Source organism: Tessaracoccus yangjingae, assembly GCF_055326235.1.
This window is the reverse complement of the sequence record NZ_JBUZNN010000010.1, coordinates 69263-85182: the sequence shown is the minus strand read 5'-3', so window position 1 is coordinate 85182 and position 15920 is coordinate 69263. Positions and strand designations below refer to the sequence as shown.

At 69.4% G+C, this 15920-nt stretch carries 15 protein-coding genes; 12 read left to right on the top strand and 3 right to left on the bottom strand.

Going from position 1 to position 15920, the window contains the following annotated elements:
- The first annotated feature begins 8 nt into the window (after nt 1-8).
- The 10 genes from coaD to ACZK5D_RS13565 all read left to right on the top strand — a co-directional run bounded on the left by coaD (nt 9) and on the right by ACZK5D_RS13565 (nt 9470).
- A complete protein-coding gene (gene coaD / locus ACZK5D_RS13610) occupies nt 9-491 on the top strand; it encodes a pantetheine-phosphate adenylyltransferase (protein WP_463665657.1) in 483 nt (160 codons plus the stop codon).
- A gap of 99 nt (nt 492-590) precedes the next feature.
- On the top strand, nt 591-1139 hold the full coding sequence (locus tag ACZK5D_RS13605) for a YceD family protein (RefSeq protein WP_463665656.1): 549 nt from the start codon (nt 591-593) through the stop codon (nt 1137-1139).
- A 35-nt stretch (nt 1140-1174) separates the two neighbouring features.
- Nucleotides 1175-1366, top strand: a complete 192-nt coding sequence (rpmF, locus tag ACZK5D_RS13600; RefSeq protein WP_458993534.1) for a 50S ribosomal protein L32 — start codon at nt 1175-1177, stop codon at nt 1364-1366.
- A 32-nt stretch (nt 1367-1398) separates the two neighbouring features.
- Nucleotides 1399-2079: a ribonuclease III gene (gene rnc, locus ACZK5D_RS13595; RefSeq protein ID WP_463665655.1), complete on the top strand. Its 681-nt coding sequence runs from the start codon at nt 1399-1401 to the stop codon at nt 2077-2079.
- Entirely contained in the window at nt 2072-2911 is an 840-nt protein-coding gene (gene mutM, locus ACZK5D_RS13590) for a bifunctional DNA-formamidopyrimidine glycosylase/DNA-(apurinic or apyrimidinic site) lyase (protein ID WP_463665654.1), read from the top strand. Before rnc ends, mutM begins: the two co-directional genes overlap by 8 nt.
- The gene (locus ACZK5D_RS13585; RefSeq protein WP_463665653.1) at nt 2908-3465 is read left to right on the top strand and encodes a GtrA family protein; all 558 of its coding nucleotides are present in this window, start codon (nt 2908-2910) and stop codon (nt 3463-3465) included. The genes mutM and ACZK5D_RS13585 overlap by 4 nt, the downstream gene beginning before the upstream one ends.
- An 8-nt stretch (nt 3466-3473) precedes the next feature.
- Nucleotides 3474-7013, top strand: a complete 3540-nt coding sequence (gene smc, locus ACZK5D_RS13580; protein WP_463665652.1) for a chromosome segregation protein SMC — start codon at nt 3474-3476, stop codon at nt 7011-7013.
- Between the two features lie 112 nt (nt 7014-7125).
- Nucleotides 7126-7329 (top strand): hypothetical protein, encoded by a 204-nt coding sequence (locus ACZK5D_RS13575; protein WP_463665651.1) that lies wholly within the window; start codon nt 7126-7128, stop codon nt 7327-7329.
- Nucleotides 7330-7350: 21 nt separating this feature from the next.
- Entirely contained in the window at nt 7351-8559 is a 1209-nt protein-coding gene (gene ftsY, locus ACZK5D_RS13570; protein WP_463665650.1) for a signal recognition particle-docking protein FtsY, read from the top strand.
- Nucleotides 8560-8636: 77 nt separating this feature from the next.
- The gene (locus tag ACZK5D_RS13565; RefSeq protein WP_463665649.1) at nt 8637-9470 is read left to right on the top strand and encodes an ATP-binding cassette domain-containing protein; all 834 of its coding nucleotides are present in this window, start codon (nt 8637-8639) and stop codon (nt 9468-9470) included.
- 26 nt (nt 9471-9496) lie between these two features.
- On the opposite strand, the gene ACZK5D_RS13560 is transcribed toward ACZK5D_RS13565, so the two are convergent.
- A complete protein-coding gene (locus tag ACZK5D_RS13560; protein ID WP_463665648.1) occupies nt 9497-10180 on the bottom strand; it encodes a response regulator in 684 nt (227 codons plus the stop codon).
- A 143-nt stretch (nt 10181-10323) separates the two neighbouring features.
- On the opposite strand from ACZK5D_RS13560, the gene ACZK5D_RS13555 reads away from it, so the two are divergent.
- Together ACZK5D_RS13555 and ACZK5D_RS13550 are read left to right on the top strand one after the other, a co-directional pair.
- Complete coding sequence (locus ACZK5D_RS13555) at nt 10324-10497, top strand: hypothetical protein (RefSeq protein ID WP_463665647.1); 174 nt, start codon at nt 10324-10326, stop codon at nt 10495-10497.
- Between the two features lie 89 nt (nt 10498-10586).
- Nucleotides 10587-12869 (top strand): sensor histidine kinase, encoded by a 2283-nt coding sequence (locus ACZK5D_RS13550; protein ID WP_463665646.1) that lies wholly within the window; start codon nt 10587-10589, stop codon nt 12867-12869.
- Here the strand turns inward: ACZK5D_RS13550 and ACZK5D_RS13545 are convergent.
- The gene (locus ACZK5D_RS13545) at nt 12866-14293 is read right to left on the bottom strand and encodes an NAD(P)(+) transhydrogenase (Re/Si-specific) subunit beta (RefSeq protein ID WP_463665645.1); all 1428 of its coding nucleotides are present in this window, start codon (nt 14291-14293) and stop codon (nt 12866-12868) included. The genes ACZK5D_RS13550 and ACZK5D_RS13545 overlap by 4 nt on opposite strands.
- Before the next feature lie 5 nt (nt 14294-14298).
- Nucleotides 14299-15828, bottom strand: coding sequence for a Re/Si-specific NAD(P)(+) transhydrogenase subunit alpha (locus ACZK5D_RS13540; protein WP_463665644.1), 1530 nt, complete (start codon nt 15826-15828; stop codon nt 14299-14301).
- Between the last annotated feature and the right edge of the window lie 92 nt (nt 15829-15920).

The window sequence follows — 15920 nt, the reverse complement described above, 5'->3', positions numbered from 1 at the left end:
AGCAACGCATGCCGGTCTTGTGCCCCGGGTCGTTCGACCCGATCACGGTGGGTCATCTCGACGTCATCCGCCGCGCGCACGCGCTGTTCGGCGCCGTCGTCGTGGCGATCGGCAACAACTCGACGAAGAACTACCTCTTCAGCTTCGACGAGAGGGTCCGTCTCGTCCAGGAGGCCACGACAGACCTGGACCACATCACGGTCGAGCCCATGGACGGCCTCCTGGTGGACTTCTGTCGCCAACGGCAGATCACCGCCGTGGTCAAGGGCCTGCGGTTCGGCTCGGACTTCGATTTCGAGCTCCAGATGGCACACATGAACCACGCCATGGGGCCGGTGGAGACGGTGCTCCTCCCGGCGGCGAAGGAGCACGTCACCCTGTCGTCGACCATCATCCGGCAGGTGGTGCGGCTGGGAGGCGACGTCACCGCGTACGTCCCGGCCAACGTCGCCGCGGCCATCGACGAACTGCGGCGCGCGAACCGCGCCTAGGCCCACCCCTTCGCCATTTTGGGAATCGGCCCCGCCGTCGGTAGAGTTGGCGGTCGGTCATGACGAGGTCATGGACGGTCTACGAAGGGATTTTCCGACGTGTCACCCGTGCATCCCCACCCGGATCGCCGCTCGCCCCTCGTGTTCGAGGTCCACGAGCTGGCGCGCAGGGCTGGGACGATGAAACAGGTGTCCGCGACGGTGCCCGCGCCGGCCGACCTTGGCACCGTGGTGATCGGGGTGCCACAGGGCACCGGCATCGAGCTGGATCTCCGGCTCGAGGCGGTGACCGAAGGCGTCCTGGTGACGGGCACGGCGACCGTGGAACTCCACGGCCAGTGCGCCCGCTGCCTGGACAGCATCGAGGAGCAGGCCTCCTTCGATGTGCAGGAGCTCTACTTCTATCCCGGTAAGGAGATGGAGGAGGACGAGAGCCTCATCGTTGATGAGCTGATCGACCTCGAAGAGGCCCTGCGTGACGCCGTGGTGCTCGAGTTGCCGTTCACGCCCCTGTGCGAGGATGATTGCCTGGGTCTCTGCCCCGAATGCGGAGCAGACCTCAATGACGATCCCGAGCACACGCACGATCAGCGCATCGATCCCAGGTGGGAGAAGCTGACCGGGCTGAGCGGGGACAATCCCCAATGAGCAGACTTTTGTAGTTCCTGACGAAGGAGAAGATCGTGGCCGTTCCGAAGCGGAAGATGTCGCGCAGCAACACCCGTTCGCGCCGTGCGCAGTGGAAGACTACCGTCGTTCCCACCGTCGTGTGCGCCAACCCGGCCTGCCGCGAGCCCCACCTGCAGCACACCGCCTGCACCAGCTGCGGCCAGTACGGCCCGCGTGGTCAGCGTCGCCAGGTCCTCGAGGCCTGAGCGGAACTGGTTCCCGCGAGGTCTCGGCGGGGATGAGCAGACTGCACACACAGCTGGAGGAGCTGGGCGTCGAGGTTGACGCCCAGCTCTTTGAGTTGTCGTTCACCCACCGCAGCTACGCCTACGAGAACGGTGGGATCGAGTCCAACGAGAGGCTCGAGTTCCTCGGCGACGCGGTCCTCCAGATCGTGGTGACTGAGCACATCTTCCGGAGCTATCCGGAGCTGCCGGAGGGGCATCTGGCGAAGCTCAGGGCTCGTGTGGTCAGTTCCGTCGCGCTCGCGGACGTGGCCCGCACGCTGGAACTCGGCGACCACCTCCTGCTCGGCAAGGGCGAGATCGCCACCCGTGGCCGCGACAAGACGTCGATCCTCGCCGACACCATGGAGGCGGTCATCGGCGCCGTCTACATCTCGGCCGGCGCTGAGGCCGCGGGTCGATTCATCCACCGCAATCTCGATCACCTCATCCTCGAGGCCGAGCGCAGCCGCGATTACGCCGACTACAAGACCGCCCTGCAGGAACTCTGCGCCCAGCAGGGCTGGGCGCTGCCCCGCTACGACGTCAGTGGTGAGGGCCCTGACCATCAGCGGGTCTTCACCGCCGTCGTGGTCGTCGAGGACCAACCGCGCGGCCATGGCACGGCCCCCAGCAAGAAGCATGCCGAGCAGATCGCTGCCAGAGTGGCGTGCGAGGCGCTAGCCGGTGCCTGAGCTGCCGGAGGTGGAGGTGGTGAGGCGCGGCCTGGCCACCCACCTGGGCGGCCGGCGCATCGAGGGCGTCACCGTCCTGCACCCCCGCCCGGTGCGCACGCATCCCTCAGGCCCGGACGGTTTCGTCGCCTCAGTGACCGGACGACCCGTCGACGGCATCCGCCGCCGGGGCAAGTACCTGTGGTGGGTCCTCGGTGAGGATGCGCTGGTGGTGCACCTCGGCATGAGTGGGCAGTTCCGGATCAACCAGCCCGGAGACGAGCACGTCCGCCACACCCGGTTGGTGTTCGCGCTCGACGACGGTCACGAGCTGAGATTCGTCGACCAGCGCATGTTCGGCGGCCTGGACTGGCGCCCGGGAGCCTCCGAGTGTCCCGTGCCCCACGTGGCCCTCGACCCCTTCGACGCCGCCTACGACGAACGGGCGGTGAGCACCCGGCTCCTGGCCAGGCGCACGGGCGTCAAGCGCGCGCTGCTCGATCAGCGACTGGTCTCCGGGGTGGGCAACATCTACGCAGACGAGGCGCTGTGGCGCGCACGGCTCCACTTCGAGACGCCGACTGACACGCTGACCCCCGCCAAGGCCCGGGGCGTGCTCCAAGCCGCGCGCGAGGTGATGGAGGAGGCGCTGGCCCAGGGTGGCACGTCGTTCGACTCCCTCTACGTCAACGTCAACGGCCAGTCCGGTTACTTCTCACGCGCGCTGGCGGCCTACGGGCGTGAGGGCGCGCCCTGCCCGCGGTGCGCCACGCCCATCGTCAGGCGGGCCTTCATGAACCGCAGCAGCTATTTTTGTCCGAGGTGTCAGAGGCCACGGAAGGAACGATCGTGATCAGGGACGTGGTGCACCGCTACCGGCACTCGATCGGTCAGTTCCTCCGCTTCGGGCTCGTCGGCGGTCTCGGCGTGGTGGTCAACATGGCGGTCATCTGGGTGCAGCGCCACACCCTGCCGATCTTCTGGCCCGGCGCCGCGTTCGGCGGTGGGGCCTGGTGGGCCATCCCCGGGACCGAGTTCAACGTCCGGTGGTACCACGTGATGAGCATGGTCGCCTTCGTGGTGGCCAACCTGTTCAACTTCCAGCTCAACAGGTGGTGGACCTTCGGTTCCCACCGGCACTCAGGCTGGTGGCGGGAGTACTGGCCGTTCCTGACCGTCGGCCTCATCGCGCAGCTGATCGGCATGGCGCTGCTGACGCTGCTGATGTGGGAGCAGTCGCCCATCGCCCTGCCGAGCGACGTGTTCGACAACAGCAGCGGACTGCGCACCAAGTTCTACTGGGCGCAGCTGATCATGATCATGTTCACCATCCCCGTGAGCTTCCTGCTCAACAAGTTCTGGACCTTCCGGTCGATCCGCACCCCCAGGCCGGTCGAGGCAGCCTAGAGCGCGCCATGTACCTCAAGCAGCTCACCCTCCGAGGGTTCAAGTCCTTCGCGTCGGCCACCACGCTGGTCTTCGAACCCGGTATCACGTGCGTCGTGGGCCCGAACGGCTCGGGCAAGTCCAACGTCGTCGATGCCCTCAGCTGGGTGATGGGGGAGCAGGGCGCCAAGACCCTGCGCGGCGGGAGGATGGAGGACGTCATCTTCGCGGGCACCGCGAAGCGTGCTCCCCTCGGCCGCGCCGAGGTGGAGCTCACGATCGACAACTCCGACGGCGCACTGCCCATCGAGTACGCCGAGGTGACGATCACCCGCACCATGTTCCGCAGCGGTGGCTCCGAGTACGCCATCAACGGAGCTCCCGCCCGGCTCCTCGACGTGCAGGAGCTGCTGAGCGACTCAGGGATCGGCCGCGAGATGCACGTGATCGTCGGCCAGGGTCAGCTGGACGCGATCCTCCAGGCCACACCGGAGTCCCGCCGCGGCTTCATCGAGGAGGCCGCGGGGGTGCTGAAGCACCGCAAGCGCAAGGAGAAGGCGCTGCGCAAGCTGGAGGCGACCAAGGCGAACCTGGAGCGCCTCGGCGACCTGGTCTCCGAACTGCAGCGCCAGCTCAAGCCACTGGGGCGGCAGGCTCAGGCCGCCCGTCGTGCCGCTGTCATCCAGGCAGAGCTACGCGACGCGAAGGCCCGGCTGCTCGCCGACGATCTCGCCGCGGCCCAGGCGCAGTTGTCGGCGGAGCTGGCCGACGAGGCCGCCGCGGCTGAGGCGAAGCAGCGGGCCGAAGAGGCCGTGAGGCGGACGTTGGAGGCCGAGGAGGAGGCCGGACGGCGGCTCAGGGAGGCCGCCGCGGAGTTCGATGCGGCCCAGGAGCGCTGGTACGCGCTGGCCGGGCTCCGGGAGCGGGTGACCACCACCGTCTCCATCGCCGCCGAGCGCATGCGCGCGGGCGCGAACCAGCCCACCCTCGATGTCGGCGGACGCGATCCCGAGGCGATGGAGGCCGAGGCGGCCGAGGTCCGGGGCAGAGAGCTGGCGCTCAGGGCCCGCGTGGAGCAGGCCCAGTCGGACCTGGCGGACGCCTCGCTCAGGCGCTCGGCAGCGGAGCAGAGGCATGCCGCCGCGGAGCAGGCCTACAGCTCGGCGCTGCGGGCCATCGCGGATCGACGCGAGGGGTTGGCCCGGCTGACCGGACGGGTCAACGCCATGAAGTCCAGGCTCGAGGCCTCCAACGAAGAGGTCCAACGCCTGTCGGCGCGGCGCGCCGAGGCGCTGGCCCGGGCCGAGGAGGCGCAACGGAGGTTCCATATCACCGAGTCGTCTCTCGCGGGGCTCGGCGCGTCCGAGTCGGACCTCGACGACGTCTACGAGCGGGCGGCCGGGGTCGTGGAGAGGACCGAGGCCGAGGCGGCCGATCTGCGTGAGCGGATTGCGGAGATCGAGCGCCGCAGGGCCGCGCTCGGGGCCAGGGTTGATGCGCTGCGCCTCATGGCACAGCGCCGTGACGGGTCGGCGGACCTCATCGACTCGGGTCACGACGACGTCCTCGGACGGCTGAGCGATCTGGTCACCGTCGAGCCGGGATGGGAGGCGGCGGTGGCGGCCGCACTGCGCGGGATGGCGGAGTCGGTCGTCGTGCGGAGCATGGACGGGGCCCTTGCCGCGTCGCGCTACCTGGCCGACGGGGGCCTCGGGCGCGCGCCGCTCGTCGTGGCGGGCGCGCCGCCGCACGATGTGCGGGTAGGGACCGGGCGCCCGCTCCAAGGGCTCGTCCGGGCCCCAGAGGCGCTGTCCGGGGCGCTCGCGCGTCTCCTCGGGGCGGCCGTGGCCGTCGAGACCGCGGATGAGGCGGCGGACGTGGTGGCGGCGCACGCCGATGTCGTCGCGGTGACCCGCTCCGGGGACCTCTACTCGTCGTGGCTCGTCGAAGGGGGATCCACGGCCGCCCCGTCGCTCATCGAGGTCCAGGCACAGCTCGCCGAAGCCGAGGCCCAACTCGAGGCCTGCGGTCACGACGCCGACCGCGCACGCTTCCAGGCCGGGCAGGTGGGCGAACGGCTCGCGACCTCCACCCGCGAGGCCGCGGATGCTCTGGCGGAACTGCACGCATCCGATGCGAGGCTTGCCGCCGTCGCCGAGGAGCTCAACGCTCATCGGCAGGGCCAGGCCGCAGCCCTGCGCGAGGCAGAGAAGCTCGGCGAGGCGATCGACGCCGCCCTCGCGGCACGCGCCAGGGACGAGGAGCAGCTGGCCGAGCTCGCTGATCGCCTGGCGGCTGCGTCATCTGAGGGCGACGACGTCGAACCCGAGCCCGCCGATCGGGACGAGAAGGCCGCGGAGGCGCGCCGCGCCAGGCAGGCCGAGATGGAGGCCCGGCTGGCCCTGCGCACCGCGGAGGAACAGGTGAAGGCCATCTCCGGACGGGCTGAATCGCTGGCCCGGGCCGCCCAGAACGAGCGTCAGTCCCGCGCCAAGGCCAAGGCCCGCGCCGAGCAGTTGAGGCGCGAGGCCGCCGTCGCTGCCGCCGTGCACGAGGCGGCGCTGCGGCTCGCCGAGCTGGTGGAGGGTGCGCGCGGGCGGGCGGCCGCGAGCCGCGACGCGGCTGACGAGGCGCGGCGTGCGGCGGAATCCGCGACCACGCAGGCCAGGCACGCCGCCAAAGCGGCTTCCGCCCGCCTGGACGAGATCGTCCGAGGGGCGCACCGCGACGAGATGGTCCGGATCGAGCACCGGATGCGTGTGGAGCAGCTGGTCGACAAGGCGCTGAGCGAGTTGGGGCTCGAGGCCGACGATCTGGTGGCCCAGTACGGCCCGGACCAGCCGGTTCCGGTCCTGACCCGCCCGGACGGCTCCGCGCTGTCCGACGAGGACGAGCAGCCGGACCCCGTGCCCTACTCGCGCGACCAGCAGACCGCGCGGCTGCGCTCCGCGGAGCGGAACCTTGCCGTGCTGGGGCGCGTCAACCCGCTCGCGCTGGAGGAGTTCGACGCCATGACCGCCAGGCACCAGTTCCTGGCTGAGCAGTTGGACGACCTCAAACAGACCCGGGTGGACCTCCTCGAGATCGTCGGCGAGGTGGACCGTCGGGTCCAGGAGGTTTTCGAGGCGGCCTATCGCGATGTCGAGGCCAGCTTTACCGACGTCTTCGGCCGGTTGTTCCCGGGCGGCGAAGGCAGGCTGATCCTCACCGATCCGGGGGACTGGCTTACCACAGGCGTGGACGTCGAGGCCAGACCGGCGGGCAAACACGTCAAGCGGCTGTCGCTCCTCTCCGGAGGCGAGCGGTCGCTCGTGGCCGTGGCATTCCTCGTGGCGCTCTTCATGGCGCGCCCCAGCCCCTTCTACATCCTCGACGAGGTGGAGGCCGCCCTCGACGATGCCAACCTGGGCAGGCTGCTGTCCATCTACGAGGAGCTGCGCGCGTCCTCCCAGCTGCTGATCATCACCCACCAGAAACGGACGATGGAGATCGCGGACTCGCTGTACGGCGTGACCATGCGCGGAGACGGGATATCCACCGTCGTGTCGCAGCGCCTGCACGAACGCTGAGACGCACAATGGGGTGTCGCCCGCCCGGGGGACACGCCGAGGATTCACGCGCAGCGCCGGGCGTTCGGCAGTATGGAGCAGCTTCCCCAGCCCTCCGAAAGGAGTCTTGCCCATGAGCGTCGCCGTCATCGCGGTCTTTCTCGTCCTCGTCCTCCTCCTCGCCGTCGCCCTGCTCGTCGTGGTGGCCGTCTCCGCCGGACGTCTCGACGTCAAGGACGCCAAATGGGGGCGAGCCATCGACGAGGCCAACCGACACCTCAACGGCGTCGGCGAGGTGCCGAAGTTCCTCGAGAGACTGGACAATCGGGCCGGCTGAGCCAACCACTAGGATGACCGCGTGGATTGGTTCTTCTGGGTCATCATCGCGATCGTCGGTCTGGCGATCCTCATCGGCGGTCTGGTCGTCGCGCTGGACCGGCGCCGACAACTCGAACACCGCGAGAAGCCGGAGCTCGCAGAGCCCGAGCGCCGCCCGGATGTGGTGGTTCCGCCCGAGGCCGAGCCTGCGGTCAGCCCGGAGCCTGCACCGGAGCCTCAGCCTGCGCCGGTCGAGCCGGTCGTCGCCGAGCCCGAGGCCCCGGTGGTCGTCGAGCCCCCGGCACCCACGATCGATCATCCTGAGGCGCCTGCGTCCCGCTGGGCGCGCCTGCGCCGCCGCCTCTCCAGCAGCAACAACGCGCTCGCGCGGGCCTTGGCGGACCTGTTGTCGGTCGACCGGATCGACGCGGACACCTGGGACGACTTCGAGACCACCCTCATCACGTCGGATCTGGGAGTCGGCCCCGCCACCGAGCTGACCGAGGCGCTGCGCAGACGCCTCGCGGTCGACGGCGTGGCCGATGCCACGCAGGCGAGGGCGGTGCTCTACGACGAGCTCCTCAAGCTCGTGGATCCCTCGCTGGACCGCTCGCTGAACCTCACCCCGGCCAAGCCGGGGGACCCGGCCGTGGTCCTCGTGGTGGGCGTCAACGGCACGGGCAAGACCACCACGGTCGGTAAGTTGGCCCGGGTGCTCGTGGCGGAGGGGCGCAGCGTGATCCTGGGTGCCGCCGACACCTTCCGGGCCGCCGCCGCCGAGCAGCTCGCGACCTGGGGCGCGCGCGTCGGCGTGGACACGATCCGTGGAGATGAGGGGGCGGACCCGGCGTCGGTCGCCTTCGACGCCGTCGCGGTCGGCGCGGAGAATGGCGTCGACGTCGTGATCGTCGACACCGCCGGAAGGCTGCACACGAAGGCGGGACTCATGGACGAGCTCGGCAAGGTGAAGCGCGTGATCGAGAAGAGGGCGGGCGTGACCGAGGTTCTTCTGGTGCTCGACGCCACCACGGGCCAGAACGGCATGACGCAGGCCCGGATCTTCGCGGACGTGGTGGACGTCACCGGCATCGTCCTGACCAAGCTGGACGGTTCGGCCAAGGGCGGCATCGTGATCCAGGTGCAGCGCGAGCTCGGGGTCCCCGTCAAGCTGGTGGGCCTCGGCGAGGGCGTCGATGATCTCGCGCCGTTCGATCCCCAGGGATTCGTCCACGGCATCCTGGGGGAGTAGGGCCGTGGCCGTCCGGACGCCCGACAGCTAACGTTCGTGCATGGCGTCCTACACAGGCGCGCAGCCATGATCGGATCATGATCGAGGTGATCCATCTGACGAAGAGCTTCGGCCGCCGGACAGTGGTGGACGACCTCAACTTCCGCGTCCTGCCAGGCGTCGTCACCGGACTGCTCGGACCCTCCGGGGCCGGCGTCACCACCACGTTGAGGATGATCCTCGGGCTCGAGCGCCCCTCGGCCGGTCGGGCGCTGATCAACGGCCGTCAGTTCGCCGATCTCGAGCGTCCTGCCAACACGGTGGGCGCGATGATGGACGGTCACTGGCTCAGCGGCATCGGCAGGTCTCATCACCGGCGATGGTTGACCCCCGCCGGGCTCCGGAGGCGGGCCGCGGTCGCGACGGCCGTGCAGTCCGACCCGGACCACTACATCTTCGACGAGCCGTTCGCAGGCCTCGGCGCCGAGGACGCCCGGTGGATGCGCCAGGTGCTACGGGGCCTTGCGGCCCGCGGCAAGACGGTCCTCGTGTCGGGGCACTCACTGACTGAGATGGCGCATGTCGCGGACCACCTGGTGGTCATCGGCAACGGCAGGCTGGTTGCTGAGTGCACGGTCGACGAGTTCCTCGCCCGGAGCGGGAGGCGCGCTGTTCGGGTGCGCGCCGAGCGACAGACTGAGCTCTACGACCTCCTAGCCGGGATGGGCGCCACGGTCACCCCGCGCATCACCGAGGACGGGGTCGCGCTTCTCGTCCGGGGCCTCACGGTGGAAGGTGTGGCGGAAGCGGCCGTCAACTTCGGCATGCTGGAGCTCGCGGAGGAGGACGTGGCCACCGAGCGCACGCTGCTGGAGGTCACGGGGATGAGTGTCCCGACGGTGGGTACGCTCGCCCGGGGCGGCCTGGGCTGAGTCCGGTCGCCCGGCTTACGCCGTCGTCAGAGGCCGCTGGTGGGATCTGTCTCAGTGAGGTCGACCACGCCCAGCTGGATCGCCCGGACGAGTATCTGTGTCCTCGACTTCAGGCCCATCTTGTCCCCGATGTGGGACAGGTACTGCTTGATCGTTCCCTCCGACACGAACATTCGCCCGCCGATCTGCTGATTGGTCAGGCCTTGGGCCAACCACTTGAGCAGTTCCTTCTCGCGCGGAGCCAGGCCGGGGTCCGGCAGCGGTGAACGCGCGGGGTCTGGTGTGTCCACCACGTTGGAGACGAGTTCCTTGCGCACGGCCGCCGACAGTGGCATGTCACCGTCGATCGCCTGGTCAATGGCGGCGAGCAGCGCAGGCCCGCCGGCATCCTTGAGCAGGTAGCCGGAGGCGCCCGCGCGCAGAGCGGCGACGATGTACTCGCGGGTGCCGAACGTGGTCAGGGCCACGATGCAGGCGCTGGGCCATTCACGGCAGATGTCACGCGTGGCGTCGACCCCTGACTTTTCGGGCATCTGCAGATCCATCAGAACAATGGACGGACGGAGGCGGCGATACGCCTCAACTGCCTCCCTGCCGTCCCGGGCCTCTCCGACCACCTGAAAGTTCTCGTGTCGGGAGAAGAAGGTCCGGTAGGCCTCGCGTACCACGGGGTCGTCATCAACGACGAGGATGCGCCGCGCCATGTTCATGTGACTACCCTATCGGGGTGGTGCGTCCCCGTCATTGTCGGGCCCAGCGACAGTAAACTCTGGCCAATAGTCAGTATCAGAATTGGCGAGACAGCGATTGACTATGACGGAACATGTCTTTCTCCCGCGAAAAGGATATTCCCATGAGACTCCGTACATTTGCGGCAGGCCTGCTCCTCGCAGTGGCGATCGCTCCCACCGCGTTGGCAGCCCCCAAGACCGATCCTGCGCCCGCGCCGATCGGTGGGTCGACCGGTGAGGTCAGCCCGCAGTTCATCTGCCAGATCTGGCCGTCCTTCCCCGTGTGCCGTCACTGACCCCCAGCCTTCGCACCGCGCGGACTCTGCCAGTCAGTGTTGACCGCGCACGATCACTCTGGGAGTCCGGTGACGCAGCAGGAAGTCCTGTGAGTCGTTCATCTGACGCCCCGCTGCTCAACCTCGCCCGCTATGTCATTGCCGCCATGGTGTTGTACGGGTCCTTCAGCGGCCTCGTGACATGGCAGCGGGTGGGCTGGCAGACAGCCGTCTCGCCGATCGCGCAGTTCGCTGAGGGCGTCGCCTGCGTCCTGGTGCTGTGGCGTCCGCGGGCCGGACTCATCGCCGCACTGGTCCCCATGGCGTTGACGCTGTGGTTCGGCACCATGGAGGCCGACCTCCTTGTGCACCTCCTGGTTCCCGCCACCTTCGCGGCGGTGGCGCGTCCGCGTGAGGTGGTCGGCGTCGTCGGCATTTTCCTGGGATACGCCGCTGCCCGGAGTCTCCAGGCGCAGCAGTGGGAAGTCGCGGGTGCCTACCTCATCCTGCTCACCCTGAGCGTCACGGCCGGCCTTCTGCTGCGGGCCATGCTGGTTGCGCGGCGTCGCGGGCAGGGGGGCGTCCAGGTGATGGAGGAGGACGCTCTCCGGATCCGCGGTGAAGAGCGCGCCCTGCTCGCGGCCGAGCTGCGCTCCCTGGTCTCGGTGAGGCTGGCCGACAGCACCTCGGTGCTGAAGGCGGCCCACGGGCTCACAGATCCAGAGGCGATGAGGGCCGCGATCAGCCGGGTCAACGAGGCCTGCCTCGGCGCCCTCGGCGAGGTGCGGGCCCTGGTGGGCATCCTCCGCGAAGACCCGATGGCCGCAGGACAGGACGAGTCGGTTGCCGGTCCGGCCGCCACCACCTCGCTGAGACGACTCCGTGATCGCCTGGAGGAACACGGCGTGAGGGTGAGGGCCTCGGTCCTCGTCGAGCTCGACCGGGTGAGCAGCGTCACGCAGACCACCCTGACCCGCGTGATGGAGGAGGTCGTGGACGCGGTCCTCGCGTCGGACGCCGACGGCGCCGAGGTGCTCGTCACGATCGACCGACGCCGTGGCTGGATCACCATGGACGCCCACTATCCGGACCTTCGGGGAAGCGCGGACGGCCACGAGCATCGCATGGACAGGCTCCGGCAGAGGGCCGAGGCGCTGGGTGGAAGCCTCAGGTGGGAGCGCCATGCGGGCGGGAGGAGCGTGCAGCTCGCACTCCCGCCCGGCATCGAACCACCTCGCGGGGAGAACAGGGACGCACCTCAGTCCGGATGGCGGCGCTGGGTCACGGCCGGCACCGCGCGCGGTGCGCTGACGATGCTGTTGACCATCGGCGGGCTGACGGCGGGGGCTGGACTCGCAGATGCCTTCCTCAACGGCAGGATTCCGTGGGACGCGGTGTGGGAGGTGGCGGGGTTCATCGCCGCCGGTCTCCTGCTGTGGTGGCCGATCGTCGGATTCGTGCCTGCCGGCGTCGCGGCCGTCGCAATGCTCCTCACGCCGCACTCCGATGACGCGGCCCTGGCGGCCATTCTGCTGGTCGCGTGCTGGCAGGCGGCCCGGCTGTCGCAGCGCTGGGTGGCCGTCGTGCTGGGAGTCGTCTCCTTCCTCGCCCTGGTCGCCGCCACCGTGGCGGACGTCGGGGCCGTGCGCGAGAGGGCGATCGTGGCGGCAGTGGTCCTGGTGGCCCTTCCCGTCTTCGTCGCAGCCCGCCACTTCCTGACGACGAGGCGCCGCCAGCTGGACATGATGGCAGCCTTGCGTCGCACCACGGAGGGCATCCGCACCGAGGAGCGCAACCTTCTGGCGCGCGAACTGCACGACGTCGTGGCGCACCATCTGTCGGTGGCCACGCTCCAGTCGATGGCGTACGGCGAGAGCGACAGTCCGGATGAGCTACGGACGGCGCTGTCCAGGATGGAACGGTCCATGACCGGCGCCGAGGAGGAGATGGAACTGCTGAGCCGCATCATGGCAGAGACCGGGGGAGAGGCGACCGGCATGGCACTGGTGCGTCCCACGACCGTCGTCGGCGTTCTGGCCGAGACGCTGCGGGACAACGGCTTCCGAGTCGCCGTCTCTGTCGATCCGCTCTCCGATTCGCTTCCCGCCCCTACTCTGCGCACCCTCACCCGCGTGATGCAGGAGGGCGTGACCAACATCCTCAGGTACGGCCGTCGGGACGCGACGTGCCGGTTGACGCTCACCGTGCACGACGACGAGGTCTCGCTCCGGATCGCCAATGCCCTCCCGAGTCGCCGTCGAAGCTCCGCATTGTCGTTGGGCTACGGGCTGGCCGGCATCCGCGAGCGCGTCGACCTCCTCGGGGGACGGTTCGAGGTCTCCGACGCCGAGGACACCTGGGTGCTCGACGTCGCTCTTCCCCACACCGTCTAGACGGCAGGGACAGGTGCACCGATGGCCGCCACCAGGGCGTCAGCGCTGGACCTCGCGTCCCCGAACAGCATGGCGGTGTTTTCACGGAAGAAGAGCGGGTTCTCCACGCCTGAGTAGCCGGCGGCCATGGACCTCTTGAAGACCACGACCTGACGCGCCTCCCACACGTGCAGGACAGGCATGCCGGAGATGGGCGATCCCAGCTCCATCGCCGCGGGGTTGACGGTGTCGTTGGCCCCGATGACCAGCACCACGTCGGTTCGTGGGAAGTCGTCGTTGATCTCGTCCATCTCGAGCACGATGTCGTAGGGCACCCTCGCCTCCGCCAGGAGCACGTTCATGTGTCCCGGAAGCCGGCCCGCGACGGGGTGGATGGCGAACCGCACGGTCTTGCCCTGAGCGATGAGGCGGCGTGTCAGCTCTGCGACGGGGTGCTGCGCCTGGGCAACGGCCATGCCGTATCCCGGTGCGATGATGACCGAGTCCGCGTCCCGCAACCAACCGGCGACCTCGTCGGCGTCGGCGCTGACGGCGGTCATCGGGTTCCCCTGGGCGTCGAGGACGGGGGCCGATGTGCCCGTCGAGTCGGCGGTGCCGAAGCCTCCGAGGAGCACGTTGGTGATCGAGCGGTTCATGCCGCGGGCCATGACGACGGAGAGGATGATGCCCGACATGCCGACGATCGTGCCCGCCACGACGAGGAGATCGGAGCCGATTGCGAACCCCGACAGCGCCCCTGCCCAGCCGGAGAACGAGTTCAGGAAGCTCACCACCACCGGCATGTCGGCTCCGCCGATGGCCATGACCATGACGATGCCCACCACGTAGCCGAGAAGGTGGGTGAGGATCAGGGCCCACAGATTCGGGGTGGCCAGGTGCCAGGCGAGTGAGCCGAGCAGCCCGATGCCCAACAGGGTCATGACCACGCCCCTGGCGGGCACCGTGACCGGCTTGGACGTGATCCTGCCGCCGAGCTTGCCCCAGGCCACTACCGATCCGGAGAACGTGAGCGCGCCCACGAAGACGGCCAACCACACCTCCACGCCGTGGACGATCTGGTCCGCGAGGACGGGGTAGGCGTCGGTCCCGAGGGCCGAGTTGATGCCCACCAGGGCCGATGCCTGGCCGCCGAATGCGTTGAACAGCGCGACAAGGCCGGGCAGGCCCGTCATCGCCACCCGAGCGGAGTAGGGAAGGCCGACCGCGAATGCTGCGGCGAGACCGACGAGAAGCAGGATGAAGCCGGTGGTGTCCCACCGCTGGCTGAAGGTGTGCAGGACGGTGGCCACGACGGCCAGCGTCATGCCGACGATGCCGTAGGCGTTGCCGCTGCGGGCCGTCTCCTGCTTCCCGAGCCCCACGATGCCGAGGATGAACAGAAGTGCCGCGACGATGTATCCGCCGTAGACGATGTTGGCCAGCATTTGGGTCAGCTCCTCTGGAACATGGCGAGCATGCGATGGGTGATGGCGAACCCGCCGACGCAGTTGATCCCCGCCAGCACGATGGCGACGAGGGCCAGGATCTGCACGTGCAGCAGGTCAGAGGTCAGCTGGGTGATGGCACCGACGATGGTGATGCCGGAGACCGCGTTGGACACGCTCATCAGCGGCGTGTACAGCGCGGGCTGGACGCCCCAGATGACGTAGTAGCCCACCACGCACGCCAGACCGAACACGAGAATGCTGGACAGGAAACTGACCGGGAGGACGAGCGAGAGCAGGAGCCACGCGGCAACCAACATGAGAACGAGTCGGAACCGGGACCATTCGGAGCGCGGCGGAGCGGGGGGCGGCGGCGCGGCGGCAAGGCTCGCCACCGGGGCGGCGGAGGCCACCGAGACCTCGATGGGCGGTGGCGGGAAGGTGACCTCGCCGCCACGGGCCACGGTCATCTGGCGGTGCACCTGATCGTCGAAGTCGAGCTGCGCGACGCCGTCCTTGCCGGGGGTGAGCAGCTTCATCAGGTTCACGACGTTGGTGCCGTACAGCTGGGACGCCTGACCAGGGAGGCGGCTGGCGAGGTCGGTGTACCCCACGATGTGCACGCCGCCGTCGGTCACGTAGGACTCGCCGGGGCGGGTGAGTTCGCAGTTGCCGCCCCCGCTGGCGGCGAGGTCGACGATGACACTCCCGGCACGCATCGAGGCCACCATCTCCGCGGTGATGAGCTTCGGCGACGGGCGGCCGGGGATGGCCGCGGTGGTGATGATGATGTCCACCGTGCGGGCCTGCTGGGCGTAAAGCTCGGCGGCACGTGCGGCGTAATCGGCCGTGGTGGCCTTGGCGTACCCGTCGGACGACACGCCCTGATCGTCGTGTGCCACGGTGAGGAACCTGGCGCCCATCGACTCGACCTGCTCGGCGGTCTCCGGCCGCACGTCCGTGGCGTACACCTCGGCGCCGAGGCTGCCGGCGGTGCCGATCGCGGCGAGCCCCGCGACCCCGGTGCCGATCACGAACACCTTCGCAGGGGGGACCTTGCCTGCAGCGGTCACCTGGCCGGCGAAGAACCGGCCGAACGCGTGACCTGCCTCGATCACGGCTCGGTAGCCCGAGATGTTGGCCATGGAGCTGAGGGCGTCCAGGGACTGCGCCCGGGAGATCCGCGGCACCATGTCCATCGAGAGCGCCGTCACGCCCCGGGCGGCGAGCGCCTCCACCAGGTCCGTGCCGGTGCGTGGGTGCAGGAATCCGATGAGGATCTGCTCGGCGCGCAGCCGCGACACCTGATCGGGTGTCGGTTCCCCGACGATCGCGACGATGTCGGCCGCCCACACCTCGGCCGCGTCCACCACGGTGGCCCCGGCCTCCACGAACGCCGCATCGGGCAGGGCGGCAAGGACGCCGGCCCCTTTCTCCACCACGACGTCGTAGCCCAGCTTCAGCAGCGCGGCCACTGTCACGGGCGTCGCGGCGACGCGCGTCCCGGGGGCCTCGTTGGGGATGCCGATCCTCATGCGTGGGGGTCCTTTCGCCGGCGGGTTCAGTCCTGAAGGAGCCTAACGCCCGGGTGGGCCGTTGTCCCGGGCGGGGCCCACTCGCCTATCCT

What these genes read in the sequence shown, in the direction of transcription:
- ACZK5D_RS13545 (WP_463665645.1), bottom strand. Translation starts at nt 14,293, where the DNA reads ATGCTGGCCAACATCGTCTACGGCGGATACATCGTCGCGGCACTTCTG.
- ACZK5D_RS13555 (WP_463665647.1), top strand. Translation starts at nt 10,324, where the DNA reads ATGAGACTCCGTACATTTGCGGCAGGCCTGCTCCTCGCAGTGGCGATC.
- smc (WP_463665652.1), top strand. Translation starts at nt 3,474, where the DNA reads ATGTACCTCAAGCAGCTCACCCTCCGAGGGTTCAAGTCCTTCGCGTCG.
- ACZK5D_RS13560 (WP_463665648.1), bottom strand. Translation starts at nt 10,180, where the DNA reads ATGAACATGGCGCGGCGCATCCTCGTCGTTGATGACGACCCCGTGGTA.
- ACZK5D_RS13575 (WP_463665651.1), top strand. Translation starts at nt 7,126, where the DNA reads ATGAGCGTCGCCGTCATCGCGGTCTTTCTCGTCCTCGTCCTCCTCCTC.
- rnc (WP_463665655.1), top strand. Translation starts at nt 1,399, where the DNA reads ATGAGCAGACTGCACACACAGCTGGAGGAGCTGGGCGTCGAGGTTGAC.
- coaD (WP_463665657.1), top strand. Translation starts at nt 9, where the DNA reads ATGCCGGTCTTGTGCCCCGGGTCGTTCGACCCGATCACGGTGGGTCAT.
- ACZK5D_RS13565 (WP_463665649.1), top strand. Translation starts at nt 8,637, where the DNA reads ATGATCGAGGTGATCCATCTGACGAAGAGCTTCGGCCGCCGGACAGTG.
- ACZK5D_RS13540 (WP_463665644.1), bottom strand. Translation starts at nt 15,828, where the DNA reads ATGAGGATCGGCATCCCCAACGAGGCCCCCGGGACGCGCGTCGCCGCG.